This is a genomic window from Flavobacterium collinsii, from assembly GCF_946903285.1.
GTDB classification, from domain to species: domain Bacteria; phylum Bacteroidota; class Bacteroidia; order Flavobacteriales; family Flavobacteriaceae; genus Flavobacterium; species Flavobacterium collinsii.
The window spans coordinates 547542-564375 of the sequence record NZ_OX336425.1 but is presented as its reverse complement, the minus strand read 5'-3'; the positions used below and the strand labels follow the sequence as shown (position 1 = coordinate 564375).

At 35.0% G+C, this 16834-nt stretch carries 11 protein-coding genes; all 11 read left to right on the top strand.

Annotated features, from left to right (window positions below):
• The first annotated feature begins 212 nt into the window (after nucleotides 1–212).
• The 11 genes from OGZ34_RS02560 to dtd all read left to right on the top strand — a co-directional run bounded on the left by OGZ34_RS02560 (nucleotide 213) and on the right by dtd (nucleotide 16819).
• On the top strand, nucleotides 213–1190 hold the full coding sequence (locus tag OGZ34_RS02560; RefSeq protein WP_089054274.1) for a ribonucleotide-diphosphate reductase subunit beta: 978 nt from the start codon (nucleotides 213–215) through the stop codon (nucleotides 1188–1190).
• A 253-nt stretch (nucleotides 1191–1443) separates the two neighbouring features.
• Nucleotides 1444–3837, top strand: a complete 2394-nt coding sequence (locus tag OGZ34_RS02555) for a ribonucleoside-diphosphate reductase subunit alpha (RefSeq protein ID WP_173965947.1) — start codon at nucleotides 1444–1446, stop codon at nucleotides 3835–3837.
• A gap of 398 nt (nucleotides 3838–4235) precedes the next feature.
• Nucleotides 4236–5633: a DUF1800 domain-containing protein gene (locus OGZ34_RS02550; protein ID WP_263362040.1), complete on the top strand. Its 1398-nt coding sequence runs from the start codon at nucleotides 4236–4238 to the stop codon at nucleotides 5631–5633.
• Between the two features lie 12 nt (nucleotides 5634–5645).
• On the top strand, nucleotides 5646–6812 hold the full coding sequence (locus tag OGZ34_RS02545; protein ID WP_263362039.1) for a DUF1501 domain-containing protein: 1167 nt from the start codon (nucleotides 5646–5648) through the stop codon (nucleotides 6810–6812).
• A 561-nt stretch (nucleotides 6813–7373) separates the two neighbouring features.
• Nucleotides 7374–8201 carry a prephenate dehydratase gene (locus OGZ34_RS02540; RefSeq protein ID WP_263362038.1) on the top strand — a complete coding sequence of 276 codons (828 nt, stop codon included), beginning with the start codon at nucleotides 7374–7376 and terminating at the stop codon, nucleotides 8199–8201.
• Nucleotides 8202–8341: 140 nt separating this feature from the next.
• Nucleotides 8342–9487: a pyridoxal phosphate-dependent aminotransferase gene (locus tag OGZ34_RS02535; RefSeq protein ID WP_263362037.1), complete on the top strand. Its 1146-nt coding sequence runs from the start codon at nucleotides 8342–8344 to the stop codon at nucleotides 9485–9487.
• Nucleotides 9488–9600: 113 nt separating this feature from the next.
• On the top strand, nucleotides 9601–10458 hold the full coding sequence (locus OGZ34_RS02530; RefSeq protein ID WP_263362036.1) for a prephenate dehydrogenase: 858 nt from the start codon (nucleotides 9601–9603) through the stop codon (nucleotides 10456–10458).
• Nucleotides 10459–10471: 13 nt separating this feature from the next.
• Nucleotides 10472–11554: a bifunctional 3-deoxy-7-phosphoheptulonate synthase/chorismate mutase type II gene (locus OGZ34_RS02525; protein WP_173965941.1), complete on the top strand. Its 1083-nt coding sequence runs from the start codon at nucleotides 10472–10474 to the stop codon at nucleotides 11552–11554.
• Nucleotides 11555–11773: 219 nt separating this feature from the next.
• Nucleotides 11774–15094 carry a VIT domain-containing protein gene (locus tag OGZ34_RS02520; protein WP_263362035.1) on the top strand — a complete coding sequence of 1107 codons (3321 nt, stop codon included), beginning with the start codon at nucleotides 11774–11776 and terminating at the stop codon, nucleotides 15092–15094.
• 138 nt (nucleotides 15095–15232) lie between these two features.
• Nucleotides 15233–16210 carry a ribosome small subunit-dependent GTPase A gene (gene rsgA / locus OGZ34_RS02515; RefSeq protein WP_173965939.1) on the top strand — a complete coding sequence of 326 codons (978 nt, stop codon included), beginning with the start codon at nucleotides 15233–15235 and terminating at the stop codon, nucleotides 16208–16210.
• Between the two features lie 156 nt (nucleotides 16211–16366).
• Nucleotides 16367–16819 carry a D-aminoacyl-tRNA deacylase gene (gene dtd / locus OGZ34_RS02510; RefSeq protein ID WP_263362034.1) on the top strand — a complete coding sequence of 151 codons (453 nt, stop codon included), beginning with the start codon at nucleotides 16367–16369 and terminating at the stop codon, nucleotides 16817–16819.
• Nucleotides 16820–16834: the final 15 nt, after the last annotated feature.

Genomic DNA, 16834 nt, shown 5'->3' with positions numbered 1-16834 from the left:
TATTCTACAGCAAAATGAGCAGTAAATGTAAGGATTAATTTACTCATTTACAGTATTTTAATTGTTGTATGAAAAATATCTCAATTTTCTACTGTTGTTAAAAACTACGTCCGATTGTGAATAAGTTTGGCTTTTATTTTTGGCAACAAATGACAATCTTTGTAGTCTACTGAATTAGCAAAAATTTAGTATAAAAATTAAAGCAAAATTTCATGTCACAAGTCGAGCCAATATTACAAGAAAATAAAAATCGTTTCGTTATTTTTCCTATTAAACATCATGATATTTGGGAATGGTACAAAAAGATGGAGGCTAGTTTCTGGACTGCAGAAGAAATCGATTTGCACCAGGATTTGACGGATTGGAATAATAAGTTAAGTGACGACGAAAGATATTTTATCAAACACATTTTAGCATTCTTTGCAGCTTCTGATGGAATTGTAAATGAAAACCTTGCTGAGAACTTTGTAAATGAAGTTCAATATGCCGAAGCTAAATTTTTCTATGGTTTCCAGATCATGATGGAAAATATACATAGTGAAACGTATTCTTTGTTAATTGATACTTATGTAAAAGATGAAGCGGAGAAAGCAGAATTGTTTAATGCTTTGGAAGTTTTTCCTGCGATTGGTAAAAAAGCGGAATGGGCTTTAAAATGGATCGAATCCGATTCATTTGCCGAAAGACTAATTGCTTTTGCAGCAGTGGAAGGGATCTTTTTCTCAGGTGCTTTCTGTTCTATTTATTGGTTAAAAAAACGTGGTTTAATGCCAGGTTTGACTTTTTCGAACGAGTTGATTTCACGTGATGAAGGCGTACACTGTGATTTCGCAGTACACCTGCACAATCATCACCTGGTAAATAAAGTACCAAAAGACAGAATTAAAGAAATCATTGTTGATGCTTTAAATATCGAAAGAGAGTTTGTTACAGAATCTCTTCCGGTAAGCTTAATAGGAATGAATGCTACTTTAATGACGCAATATTTAGAGTTTGTTGCAGATCGATTATTAGTAGAATTAGGTTGTGAGCGTGTGTATGGATCAGCGAATCCGTTTGATTTCATGGACATGATCTCTCTTCAGGGAAAAACCAATTTCTTTGAAAAACGTGTTGCGGAGTATCAAAAGTCAGGTGTAATGAACACAGACAGTGATGCTCAGAAAATTTCATTTGATGCAGATTTTTAGACAACAAGAATAGTTTTAGTGGACACTAAAAAACACTAAAAAAATAAATCATTTTTAAGATTGAATCTTCATCCCAAATCGTTGATTCAAGAACAATTTTTAATGCCTTTCAATCTGTTTTTCGGATTGGAAACAGACAACTATTGAGAATCCTACAATTCTCAAAAAATAATTAAGAAACACACAATGTTTAAGCTTTGGAAATCGTTATTCCAGAGTCTTTCATTTTTTCAATAACTAAAATAGTAAGCTTATGTATGTAGTAAAAAGAGATGGCCATAAAGAGCCGGTAATGTTTGATAAGATTACAGAAAGAATCAAAAAATTGTGTTACGGTTTAAATGAACTTGTAGATCCTGTTAAGGTAGCCATGAGAGTTATCGAGGGATTGTATGACGGGGTTTCGACTTCTGAATTAGATAATCTTGCAGCAGAAACGGCGGCTTCTATGACTATTGCGCATCCTGATTATGCACAACTGGCAGCGCGTGTGGCAATTTCAAATCTACATTCAAATACCAAGAAATCGTTCTCAGAAACGATGAAAGATATGTACAATTACGTAAATCCAAGAAATGGACAGGATGCTCCGTTACTTTCGGATGAAGTATTTAAAGTAATTCAGGAAAACTCAGCTTTCTTAGATTCTCATATCATTTATACAAGAGATTTTAATTACGACTATTTTGGTTTTAAAACTTTAGAGCGTTCTTACTTGCTGAAAATTAATGGTAAAATCGTTGAAAGACCACAACATATGTTGATGCGTGTTTCGGTTGGTATTCACCTTGATGATTTAAAATCTGTAATTGAGACGTACGACTTAATGTCTAAAAAGTTCTTCACGCATGCAACACCAACGTTGTTCAATGCAGGAACTCCAAAACCTCAAATGTCTTCTTGTTTCCTTTTGGCCATGCAGGATGATAGTATTGATGGTATTTATGATACTTTAAAACAAACCGCTAAAATCTCGCAATCAGCGGGAGGAATTGGCCTTTCAATTCATAACGTTCGTGCGACCGGATCGTACATTCGCGGTACAAACGGAACTTCAAACGGAATTGTTCCGATGTTGAGAGTATTCAACGATACTGCTCGTTATGTAGATCAGGGTGGTGGAAAACGTAAAGGAAGTTTTGCTATTTACATCGAAACCTGGCATGCTGATATTTTCGAATTCTTGGATTTAAAGAAAAATACAGGAAAAGAAGAAATGCGTGCAAGGGATTTATTCTTCGCAATGTGGACTTCTGATTTATTCATGAAACGTGTACAGGAAGATACCACCTGGACTTTAATGTGTCCTAACGAGTGTCCTGGTCTGTATGATGTTTATGGAGAAGAGTTTGAAGCATTGTATCTGGATTATGAATTTAGAGGAAAAGGTAGAAAAACAATCCGTGCTCGTGAGCTATGGGAGAAAATTCTGGAATCACAAATCGAAACAGGAACGCCTTATATGCTGTATAAAGATGCGGCAAACCGTAAATCAAACCACAAGAACTTAGGAACTATTCGTTCGTCTAACTTGTGTACTGAAATTATGGAGTATACTTCTAAAGATGAAATTGCAGTTTGTAACCTGGCTTCTATTTCGTTGCCAATGTTTATTGATAACGGTAAATTCGATCACGAAGCACTTTACAATGTTACCAAACGTGTAACTCGTAACCTAAACAAAGTAATCGACAGAAATTACTATCCTGTTAAAGAAGCAGAAAACTCTAACCTTCGTCACCGTCCGGTAGGATTAGGGGTGCAAGGTTTGGCAGATGCTTTTATCATGTTGCGTATGCCTTTTACAAGTGATGAGGCAAAAGCATTAAATCAGGAAATTTTCGAAACATTATACTTCGCAGCCGTAACCGCTTCTATGGAAATGGCGAAAGAAGAAGGACCGTATTCAACTTTTGCAGGTTCTCCAATGTCTCAAGGGGAATTTCAATACAATATGTGGGGATTGAAAGATGAAGAATTATCAGGTCGTTGGGACTGGGCATCTTTAAGAAAAGAAGTTATGGAGCATGGGGTTCGTAACTCATTGTTAGTAGCGCCAATGCCAACTGCTTCGACTTCACAGATTCTTGGAAATAACGAAGCTTTCGAACCTTATACATCAAACATTTACACACGTCGTGTATTGTCTGGAGAATTCATCGTAGTAAACAAGCACTTACTGGAAGATTTAGTAAAACTTGGTTTATGGAACGAAGATTTGAAACAGGAAATTATGCGTCATAACGGATCAGTTCAAAATATTGATATTATTCCGCAAGAGCTGAAAGATCTTTATAAAACAGTTTGGGAGATGTCGATGAAAGACATTATCGATATGTCACGCCAAAGAGGTTACTTCATTGATCAATCACAGTCTTTGAACTTGTTCATGCAAGATGCTAACTATTCTAAATTAACATCAATGCACTTCTACGCTTGGCAATCAGGTTTAAAAACAGGAATGTATTACCTAAGAACAAAATCAGCAGTTGATGCCATTAAGTTCACGCTGAACAACGATAAAAAAGAAGAAACAGCTCCAACATTAGTTGCAGAAACGGAAGCAATCAGCGTTGAGGATTATAAAGCAATGCTTTTAAAAGCACAAGCAGCAGACCCTGAAGATTGCGAAATGTGTGGATCTTAATTTTTTATTAGAATAAAGAGAATAGAATAAAGAAGAAAGATTTTTTCTTAATTTATAAAAGCAGTTATCGTTTCGATAGCTGCTTTTTTTATGGAGACTATTTTTATTGTCAGGATAGAGAAATGAGGTGGTGGATTGCTTCCAGCTTTAGTTGGAGGTTTTCAGTTTTTTTAAGATGGCTTTAGCCGAAATGTTTTAACTAAAGTTTTTCTATGATTGTATTTTAACTTTCAGTTAAAGCTGCTGACAATTCAAATACAATGCAATATCCTCAAAAATCCCCCGTTTTAAGAATTACCAAAGATTTTAAAACTTAGCACCTTAGTATTTAAGTACCTCAGAACCTTCCATTAAACCTTTAAGAGAAAGTCAAGTCTTATTGTAATAATTTCTGAATTATGAAAAAAAGCAATCTTTGGTCGTTACGATTGGGTTTTTCCGGAAAAGAATCCGATGCAATTGAAAAACTGGGATTAGAAAAATTTCTAAAACATTCCTATGAATCCAAATTTGACACACAGCTCCCCGCTTTTTTAGAGGATGATCCTAAGACATTATTAGAACTCAAAGAGCTTCGCGAATCGATTAAAACCGCAGATTCAGAAGAAAAAAAGAAAGTCCTAAAGAAAGAAATCTATTCGGCAGTAGAATTAAAAAAGTGGTGGATTGGCAAAATGCGTAATGATGAATTTCCGCTACGTGAAAATATGGTTTGCTTCTGGCACAATCACTTTGTATCCACCACGCAGAAGGTAAAAGTCAATTACTGGATTTACCAGCACAATATGATTTTGCGGGAACATGCTTTTGGAAACTTTAAAGAACTCACCAAGCAAATCCTAAAATCGAATGCAATGGTGAAATACCTTGATAATGTCGATAACAAAAAAGGGAAGTACAACGAGAACCTCAGTCGCGAATTATTGGAATTGTTCACCATCGGAATCGGAAACTATACCGAAAGCGATATTAAAAACGGAGCAAGAGCTTTGGCAGGGCTAAATTATGGAGACAACAGAGCTGCCTACAGGAAGTTTGCTGAAGATGACAGTGATAAAACCTATTTTGGTAAAACCGGAAACTGGAAAGTGGACGATTTGGTCGATATTATTTTTGAACAGAAAAATATTCCGTACCTGATTACCCGGAAAATCCTCGAATGGTTTGTGTATGACAATCCACCCGAAGATCTGGTGACTTATTATGGGGATTATTTTAGAAAAGTGAAATTTGAAATCCAGCCTTTATTGACCAAGATTTTTACCGAAGAATATAAAAAAGAAAACTCAGGAACAAAAATCAAAGATCCTTTAGTTTATATTTTGCAGTTACTGGATGAGTTGCATATTGATGATCTTGACGATGGGATGATTCTGTTCTTTCTGAAGCAGCAAGGAATGGATTTATACAACCAGGTTAATGTAAAAGGTTGGGATGGGGGCAATTCCTGGCTGACCTCTCAAATTTACCTGCAGCGCAACAATACCGCCGATTTGCTTTGCAGTGGGAGAACTATTACCCGAAAAGTTCTGAATACGATGACTACTGACACTGAAAAACCAAAATCAGAATTTGAAAAAGTTGAAGTAAAAATTGACTTTGATACCAACGGAAATAACAAAACGATCATCACTGATCTGTCAAACACGTTATTGTTCAAAGTAAATGATTCGATGCAAAAAGACATGGAGAACTTACTTAAATACGATTTTGATCCAAAGGAGGAGCATGCCAATTTTGCTGTAATCCGACTCTTTAATTATATAACCAAACTGCCCGAATATCAATTAATTTAGAAAGTTGTAATTATGAACAGAAGAAATTTTCTAACGCTTACAGGAACTCTTACCGGCGGAATGCTGGTGCTTCCTGATTTTTTACATGCATTTGGTTCGCAGGGTAATCTGATAATCGGCGAGCAATGTGTTGTGTTTGTTCAGTTAAATGGAGGAAATGACGGTTTGAATACTTTTATTCCGTATGATAATCCATTGTATTATGATTTACGTACTAAAATAGCTTTGAATAAGGATACTGTCATTGGGAAAAATAAAGGAATGGCTTTTCATCCGGCTTTAAAGGATTTTGCTCAAATGCAGCAAAATGGTGATCTGACCGTAATTCAGAATGTTGGATATCCCGAACCTATTCGGTCACATTTTAGAAGTCAGGAAATTTGGCAAACGGCCACAGATTCTAATAAATACATTAATGAAGGCTGGTTGGGACGTTATTTAGATTTGCAGTGCAACGGGCATCAGGCAACTGCAGGAATAAATCTGGATTCGATAGATAATCTGGCGTTGAAAGGAAATGAACCCAATTCTATCACGGTAAAAGATCCAAATCGATTTAAAGTGAAATCTGATAAAGAAGAAAATGTAACCTTGTCTGATAATCCGCAATTGGATTTTGTTCGAAAAATAGCCAATTCGGTTACAGAAGGATCTGATGAAATTCAGAAAGCATTGGCGAAATCCAAGTCGGAAATTAGTTATCCTAAGACAGAATTGTCTAAGAACCTGGAGTGGATTGGTCGACTGATCAAAGGAAACTTAAATTCAAAAGTGTACTATACTTCGTTAGGCGGATTTGATACGCATGACAATCAACTTGCTATACACGAAAAGAAATTAGCGGATTTGAACGACGCTTTGTACAGTTTTTACCAGGATTTGAAACAGTCAAAGTTGCTAGAGAATGTAACAGTTGTGGTGTTTTCTGAATTTGGAAGACGTGTAAAAGATAATGGAAACGGTACAGATCATGGAACTGCCGCGCCAATGTTTATAATTGGCGGAAACAACCGAGGAACAATTTTAGGTAAGAACCCTGATTTATCTAATTTGGATAATGGGGATTTAAAATATGAAATTGATTTCAGAAGTGTTTATGCTTCATTACTACAGCAAAAAATGAATTTTGATTATACTAAAATTGGGATTAAGAATGCACCGGTTTCTGGATTGTTTTAGTTTTTTAGAAGCTATTCCCGCTTTTCGTTACAATCTTTTGTGCCGAACCCCGGCACAAAAGGATTTCCACTTCAATCGGGGCTAGGCTAATTATTTACATAACGATATTTTCGTCTAGTTTGTCATTCCTCGGAATGGCTAGGAGTAACGAAAACATTGATTTAATTCGGGAAATTGAATTGTAAAATGACAATGACTTGCACTAATTCGGGAATTCGTGGCAAATAAAACTTAGAGTTTTTCAAAAACGCAATTGTAAATATCTCATTTTAAGCGGATATTTTTATATTATCGTACAAAACATCATAAATTTGTTAAGAAATCCTTTTTTGTTTCATAAAATGTATTATTTTTTTTGGTACAGTAAAAATAATTTATACATTCGCAAAGAATTTATTGAAAAACACAAACAAAATGACTAATAACCGTTTTTATTTTAGCAACTCTTTTTATTTCTTCTTTAGTAGAAGTGAGGATTGTGCTATGGTTATTTGAGAAAATTAAAATACAAATAAAACTAATATACAATCCTGATGCAAATCAGGATTTTTTTTTGAATATATGACAACGAAAATTGCAATACAAGGTATTAAAGGATCTTTTCATCATCAGGTAGTGAAGGAGTATTTCTCTGAAAATGTGGATATTGATGAATGTTTATCTTTTGAAGAATTAATCGATAGTCTGCTTTCGGGAAAATCGGATCAGGCAGTAATGGCGATTGAAAACTCGATTGCAGGGCCAATTATTCCGAATTATGCTTTGATTGACAAGAATAATATTCACATTATTGGAGAGCATTATTTGAACATTCATCAAAACTTAATGGTTTTAAAAGGGCAGAAAATTGAAGATATAAAAGAGGTTCATTCGCATCCGATGGCCTTGTTACAATGTATGGATTTCCTGAAACAATATCCAAACATTAAGTTGGTTGAGGATAAAGATACGGCTGAGACTGCCAGAAGAATTCAGGAAAAACAATTGACAGGAATTGCAGCGATAGCCAGTAAAACGGCTTCTGAAATGTACAATTTAGAGATTATCGCTCCTGAAATTCAAACGATCAAAAACAACATGACCCGTTTTGTGATTATTAAAAAACAGAATTCATTTCTGCCCGAAAATGAAATCAACAGAGCATCGATCAAATTTGAACTGGATCACAAAAGAGGAAGTTTGGCAGCAGTCTTAAATGTAATGAGTGACTGCAAATTGAATTTGACAAAAATTCAATCGCTTCCAAAAATTGAAACACCCTGGAAATATTCGTTTTTCGTAGACGTAACATTCGAGAAATACGAAGATTTTGCAAAAGCCAAATCGTTATTAAACATTATGGCAGAATTTTTTAAAGTATTAGGAGAATATAAAAATACCAAGCCTTAAAAAAGGAAATTTCAATACTGAAATTCCAAATACCAAAGGTTTAAAATTAGATTATCAGGCTTAGCGAAGTCGAAGCCTTAAAATTAGAAAATTTAAAAAGTGCCTAAAGCATATAGCTTAAAGCCTAAAGCAGAAAAAAAATGATAACAACAGCAAAACGATTAGATACAGTTGAAGAATACTACTTCTCCTCAAAATTAAGAGAAGTTCGTCAACTGCAATCTGAAGGAAAACCTATTATCAATATGGGAATCGGAAGCCCTGATTTGAGTCCGTCAAAAGCAGTAATTGAAGCGGTAGCCGCAGCAATTCAGGATGAAAACGGACATGGCTATCAGAGTTATCAGGGATTGCCGGAATTGAGAAAAGGAATGGCTGATTTTTATCAGAACCAGTTTGGTGTTGCGTTGAATCCGAATAATGAAATTTTACCTTTGATGGGTTCGAAAGAAGGAATAATGCATATCTCGTTGGCGTTTTTAAATGAAGGCGATCATGTTTTAATTCCGAATCCGGGTTACCCAACTTATACTTCGGTAACCAATTTGGTTGGGGCAGTTCCGGTTTATTATGATTTGACAGAAGCAAATGCGTGGGAGCCGGATTTTGAAGCTTTAGAAAAATTAGAGCTGGAGAAAGTAAAAATTATGTGGTTGGGCTACCCGCACATGCCAACAGGAGCAAGGGGAAGTCTGGCGTTATTTGAAAAATTGGTTGCTTTTGCTAAAAAACACAAGATATTATTAGTTAACGATAATCCGTATAGTTTTGTTTTGAATGATAACCCAATGAGTTTATTGCAAATTGACGGTGCAAAAGAAGTGGCTTTAGAATTGAATTCATTAAGTAAAACGTTTAACATGGCAGGCTGGAGAGTGGGGATGGTTTTAGGAAATCCTGAAATTATTGATGCAATTCTAAAAGTAAAAAGTAACATGGATAGCGGTATGTTCTACGGAATTCAAAAGGGTGCAGTAGCAGCTTTGAATTGTGATAAATCATGGTTTGAAGATCAAAACAAAATTTACAGACGCCGTAGAGAACTAACGGAAAAGTTAGCCGAAAAATTAGGCTGCAAAGTGTATAAAGAGGGGGTTGGACTTTTTGTTTGGGCAAAACTTCCGGAAGGAATTGAATCATCAGAAAAGTTCATTGACGAGATATTATATGAGAAAGATATTTTCATCACGCCGGGAACCATTTTTGGAAGCAACGGTGAAGGTTATATCAGATTCTCATTGTGTGTGAAAGAGGAAAAAGTACAAGAAGCAATAGAGCGATTTTAAGTATTAAGATTTTAGAATCAAGAATCAAGATTTTTATCCAGATTGTCAGGCTGAGCGGAGTCGAAGCTTTTTTAGTTGGGATTTGGGATTTAGAATTTTGGAATAAAAAAAATATGAAAGTATACGTAATAGGAATAGGATTAATAGGCGGTTCGATGGTGCTGGACATCAAGGATCAACATCCTGATTCGACCATTTTTGGAATTGACAGTAACGAAAAACACTTACAGGAAGCCATTGATTTAGGAGTTATCGACGAAGCAGGAAGTTTTGAAGATTTGGCGGGAGCAGATTTTGTCATTGTTTCGGTTCCTGTAGATGTGGCACTTGCCGTTTTGCCTAAAGTACTGGATTTGGTGGGCGACAAAACAATCGTTTTTGAAGTGGGGTCGACGAAAAAACCAATCTGTGATGCAGTAGCGAGCCACCCGAAAAGGAGGAATTTTATTGCCACGCATCCAATTGCCGGAACAGAGTTCTCAGGGCCTTCAGCGGCGATTAAAGGTTTGTTTAAAGGAAAAACAAACATTATTTGCGAAGTGGAAAAAACTACTTTTAAACTGCAGGAAAAGGCGTTAAAGCTTTTTGCCGAAATAGGAATGAGGATACGCTATATGGATCCAATTTCACACGACAAACATATTGCTTACGTTTCGCATTTGTCACACATTAGCTCATTTATGCTAGGAAAAACGGTAATGAATAAAGAAAAAGACGAACAGGATATTTTTGATATGGCTGGAAGCGGATTTGAAAGTACCGTTCGTTTAGCTAAAAGCTCGCCTGCAATGTGGACGCCAATTTTTAAGCAAAACAAAGAATATGTTCTGGAAACATTAGAAGAATATATTTCAAATCTCAGTCGGTTTAGGGATTTGCTGAAAGAAGAAGATTACAGTGCCATTTTTGAAGAAATGGAAAGCACCAATAAAATTAAAGAGATACTAAACGGATTAACAATTAAAAAATAAAACTATAATAAAGATGGAAAATAAAAAAGAAATGAGAAAGTGGTTAGAAGATTTCAATTTAAATCACCCACTTGTAATTGCAGGACCATGCAGTGCAGAAACAGAAGATCAGGTATTGAAGATTGCACACGAATTGAAAGATTCAAAAGTTAGTGTATTCAGAGCAGGAATCTGGAAACCAAGAACGCGTCCGGGAGGATTTGAAGGTGTTGGAGAAATTGGTTTGAAATGGTTGCAAAAAGCAAAGAAAGAAACCGGTTTGTTGATGGGAACTGAGGTTGCAACTGCAGCACATTGTAAATTGGCCTTAGAACATGATATAGACGTTTTATGGGTTGGTGCCCGTACAACTGCAAACCCTTTTGCAGTTCAGGAAATTGCTGATACTTTGAAAGGGACTGATAAAATCGTCTTGGTTAAAAATCCTGTAAACCCTGATTTAGCTTTATGGTTAGGTGGTGTTGAGCGTTTACACATGGCCGGAATTGAGAAGTTAGGAGTGATTCACAGAGGATTTTCGACTTACGAAAAAACAAAATACAGAAATATTCCGGAATGGCAAATTGCTATCGAATTGCAAAATAAATTCCCTGATCTGCCATTAATCATCGACCCGTCTCATATTACAGGAAATCGTAACATGATTTTTGAAGTAACGCAAGAGGCTTTAGATTTGAATTACGATGGTATGATTATCGAAACGCACTACGATCCGGACAACGCATGGTCTGATGCTGCTCAACAAGTAACTCCAGATGCATTGAAACAGATCATTAAAGATTTGACAATCAGAAAAACGGATGATACTACAGATGAGTACAACCAAAAAATGAAAAAATTAAGAGCGAATATCGACGTTTTAGATGCTAACTTATTAGAGTTGCTAGGAAAACGTATGAAAGTAGCGGATGAAATTGGACAGGTGAAGAAAGATGCAAACGTTGCAATTCTTCAAAACAACCGTTGGAATGAAATCCTTGGAAAAATGATTTTGGAAGGTGAGAAAAAAGGACTTACAGAAGAGTTTGTTTTGAGAATGTTTAAGGCAATCCACCAGGAAAGTATTGGTCATCAGGAAAAAGTATTCAATGCATAGTTTTTTCTAAAAACATATAAGGGATATAAGTTAATTGGAGTTTTTTTTAACTCTGTTCTATGACTGTCTTATGTCATCATTTTAAAAATAGATTGTTTTTTTACATTAAATCTCCTTTGCTTTCGGGCTTTGGAGATTTTTTTTTGAAATAAATAGTACCTTCCCAACCTTTTGATGTTTTTTGTTCTCTATAAAAGTATAAACCTAAATTTTCGTATCATGAAGTCAAAATTGTTTTTGTCTGTACCGAATATTCTTCAAATTAATTTGAATGTATTGTTTTATTTCTTGTTGTTTTTAGGAGCAAAATCTTTTGCGCAAAGTCCCGAACTAACGGTGAAAGGCGATGAAGCTGAAAAAGTGAGAATGAATAAATTAATTGTTAATGTAAAAGTGGTGGGTAATATTGCTTACACTACTGCCGAAATGCATTTTTTTAATTCAGGAACCCGTCAGATGGAAGCAGAACTTATTTTTCCCTTACCAGAGAATGTCTCCGTTTCCAGATATGCTATTGATATTAACGGAAAAATGCGTGAAGCTGTTCCGGTAAATAAAAATAAAGGCAAACAGGTTTTTGAAGCTATCGAACACCGTCGTGTTGATCCGGGACTACTGGAGAAAGTAGATGGGAATAATTTTAGAACCAGAATTTATCCGTTGATGCCAAACGGAGAACGAACTGTTATAATAGGTTACGAAGAAGAACTTTCGGCATTCGATAAAAATAATTTGGTGTACCAATTAGTAAGTCGTTATCCTAAAAAACTGGATCAGTTTGAGATGAATGTTTCGATTTTAGGAACTGAAGCTGCTCCAATTGTGGCAGAAAATTCAGGTGATGAAATTGCTTTTTCAAAATGGAATCAATCTTTTCAGACTTCTATCAAAAAAGAAAATTATCAGCCTACTGAGAAATTAGTTTTTAAAATTCCAATTCAGCAGAACATTCCAAGTGTATTGATGCAGGATGTTAGCGGTCAGCATTATTTTTACGGAAATACTTTTATAGAAGGCAATAAAAGAGCAAAGAAAAATCCAGCTTCGATTGGTTTAATTTGGGATAATTCGTTGAGTTGTAAAACGAGAGACTTAAAAAAGGAAATGGCTTTGCTTGATGCTTATTTTCAGAAAATAAAAAATACAAAAGTAACCTTATACTTTTTGAATTATACTTTCGAAAAACAAAAAGAATATACCATTACAAGCGGAAATTGGTCTGAGTTAAAAACCGTATTAGAAAATGCCAAGTACGATGGAGGAACAAGATTTTCTAAAATAAATCTTTTGCCTCATGATGAGTTTTTGCTTTTTTCGGATGGATTATCATCTTTAAGCGACAATGTTTTGCCAAAAACTAAAAAGCCAATTTATACGATTACATCATCTGTTTCTGCTGATTTTTCTTTCCTAAATTATTCGGCGATGCAAACAGGCGGTAGTTTTATCAATTTAAATCAGGTTAATCAGGAAAATGCTTTAGATAAATTGGTGAATACAAATTTGAAGTTTTTAGGAATAAAAGAGAATTATACAGTGACTGATTTGTTTCCGATGCCGGGAACTTCGGCCTCCGGAAGTTTTAGTTTCTCAGGGATTTCCTTAAAACCAAAAAATGAAATTACGTTGTTGTTTGGTTATAATAACGAAGCTGTTTTAGAACGAAAAATAATTTTAGATGGCAGTATTCAAAATACAAAAGAAGTAAATATTGAGAAGCTTTGGGCACAGAAAAAAATTGCCAATCTTGATTTTCAATATGACAAAAATGCAGATGAAATCGAGCTTCTGGGCAAGAAATACGGAATCATTACAAAGAATACTTCGTTGATTGTTCTGGAAGATATTCGTGATTATATTTCTTATGATATTATTCCGCCAACAGAATTGCGTGCCGAATTTGACCGAATTAAAAAACAGGAAAATGCTAATACTTTGGCGCAGCAAAAAAATAATTGGGAAAGTATTGAAAGCTATTTTGAAGGTTTAAATAATTGGTGGAAAAAAGATGTAAAATATTCTGTTCCAAAACCGTTACCGAAGCCAAAAGTTAAAAAACCTAGCCGATCAGATAATAATGCAGTAAGCGAAAGTTCAAGCAGAAGTTCAAGTGCAGTTTCAACCAGAAGCACAAGTGTTGCGGCAGGTAAAGTTGAAGGTATTGTTGTAGATCAGGAAGGAATACCTTTACCAGGTGTGACTGTAACAATAGGAGGAGAAAGAGAAGGAGTTGTTGCTGATTTTGATGGTAAATTTGTAATTAGAGCAGCCGAGAATAGTACTCTTAACTTTAGTTATATTGGATTTGAGCCTTATCAATTAAATGTGGGTAGAAACAATCAAATTAGAGTTCAGTTAAAAGAATATTCGCAATCACTAAATGAGGTTGTTGTTACAGGATATGCGACAACACAAAAAAGATCTGTTTCTTATTCTTCACAATCAGTAGCGGCTGAAAGTATTTCTAAAAATAATGATATTCAGGAGGCTCTTGCTGGTAAAGTGGTTGGAGTTCAAATCTCTCCATCAATAAGTAGTGATAAGACTGTAGGTAGCGAAAGTGAGGTTAATTTCGATTCTAAAAAAGATTCAGATAGCGAGGACGACGATGAAGATGGTGAATTAAACAGAATAGAAAGTGAACCTAAAACCTGGAATCCGGATCGTTTGTATTTAAAAGCTTTGGCATCTGCACCAAAAGAAAAACAATACGAATTGTATTTTGAACTTAGGAACGGGCAGGAAAGAAATCCAAGTTTTTATTTTGATGTGGCACATTTTTTCTACAATCAGGGTGATGTTACAAAAGCATTACAAATCATTAGTACTATTGCCGATTTAGGTTTAGAAAATCATCAGCTTTATAAAACACTTACCTATACTTTACGCCAATGGCAGGATTATGAAGATGCATTATTTACTGCAAGACAAATTGCAAAATGGAGAGCGCACGAACCACAAAGTTTAAGAGATTATGCTTTGGCTCTTGAAGATGCAGGAATGTATCAGGAAGCTTTTGATCAATTGATTAAAGCCTTGGAAGTAAATTATTACGGAGAAATGAGCGGACAATACGAAGGTGTAGAAGATATTATTTTAATGGACATTAATCGTTTGACAATTGAACACAAAGGTTTGAAAACGGGCAAACTCGATAAAAAATATTTGGCAAAAATGCCGGTTGATATCAGAATAATTATGAACTGGAATTTAATGGATGTCGATCTTGATTTGCATATTATTGAGCCAAATGGTGAAGAATGTTATTATGCACATAAAGAAACACAAGCCGGCGCAAGGTTTTCGAAGGATTTCACGCAAGGTTACGGACCTGAACAATATTTAATTCGAAATGCTCTTAAAGGAAAATATCAAATAAAAACCAATTATTTTGGCGAAAGAGAATTAACTGAAAGTGGTCCTGCAACTGTTATGGTAGAAATATATACTTCAAGAGCTGGGAAAACTACAAAAACTTTAAAAACGATTCAGCTAGGAAAAATAAAAGAAAATGAAATTTTAGCCGAAATTGTTTGGTAAATGAGTCAATTTTAGCGTCTGTTTTTTAATTTTAAAAGGCGAAATTGCGTTGTTCAATTCTAAAAACGTAATTTTGCCTTTTATTTTTTAGTTCAAAGCGTAATCTAAAATCTAAAATCAGCAATCTAAAATTAAAGAATGACAGGACTCGTATATAAATCTACAGGAAGTTGGTATACTGTAAAATCAGAAAATGGCGATTTTATAGAATGCCGTATGAAAGGGAAGTTTAGGATGAAAGGTATTAAAAGTACCAATCCTATTGCTGTAGGCGATATTGTCGATTATGAACTGGAGGAAACTTCAGATGCTGTAACCGGAACGATTTTTAATATTCACGAAAGAAAGAATTACATCGTTCGTAAATCGGTTAACCTATCGCATCAAATGCATATTATTGCATCTAACATCGATCGTGTGTTTTTATTGATTACGATTAATAATCCGCCTACTACCTTTAACTTTATTGACCGTTTTCTGGTTACTGCCGAGGCGTATAATATCGAAACTATTTTGGTTTTTAATAAAATCGATACTTTTGATGAAGCTACACTTGAAGATCAATTGTATATGCAATATGTCTATCAGCAAATAGGCTATAAATGTCTTCGTGTTTCTTCGACAGAAATGAAAGGTGTTGAAGAGTTAAAAGAAATGATGATCGGTAAAGTAAGTATGTTTTCCGGACATTCCGGTGTGGGAAAATCGACTTTGGTAAATGCAATGGAGCCTTCTTTACATCTTAAAACCAAAACCATTTCGGAGGCCAGTAAACAAGGGCAGCATACCACCACTTTTGCCGAAATGTATGATTTGTCTTTTAATGCAAAAATTATCGACACACCGGGAATTAAAGGTTTTGGAATTGTTGACATGGAGCCTTCTGAAATCAGTGGTTATTTCCCTGAGTTTTTCAGATTAAAGGATCAATGTAAATTTAACAACTGTTTGCACAAAGAAGAACCACATTGTGCGATCAAAGCTGCTTTAGAACGAGATGAGATCGCTTGGTCACGTTACAATAGTTATTTGAAGATTCTCGAAGGAGATGATGAAAACTATCGTACCGATTCTTATGATGAGGATCGAAAAGCAAGTGATGAATTGAGGAAATAAAAAATAAATTCCAATTTCTTAAATTCCCAAATTCCAAATCAAAAATTATCGACAGAGTTTGATTGCAAAGATGCACTGGAGTGCCTCTAACGTTTAGAGTTTAAAATCTTTTTAATTCGTATAATCTGTGGCAAAACCAAAATATCTTCTATTATAATGAAAGTAGTAATTCAAAGAGTTTCCCAGGCGTCAGTGACAATCGATCATCAAAAAGTGGCTGACATTCAAAAAGGGTTATTAATTCTGCTCGGAATTGAAGACGCAGACAATCAGGAGGACATTGATTGGCTGGTGGGGAAAATCATTAAAATGAGAATTTTTGGAGACGAAAATGATGTAATGAATTGCTCGGTTCAGGATATCGATGGAGATATTATTGTAGTAAGCCAGTTTACGCTTCACGCTTCAACTAAAAAAGGAAACCGTCCTTCGTATATAAAAGCTGCAAAACCGGAATTTGCTATCCCAATGTATGAGAATTTTCTAAAGTCTTTAGGAAAGGAATTTAATAAAAAAATACAAGCAGGAGTTTTTGGTGCCGATATGAAAGTTAATCTCTTGAATGATGGACCGGTAACTATTTTAATAGACAGTAAAAACAGAGATTAAAAAAAAATTAGACGA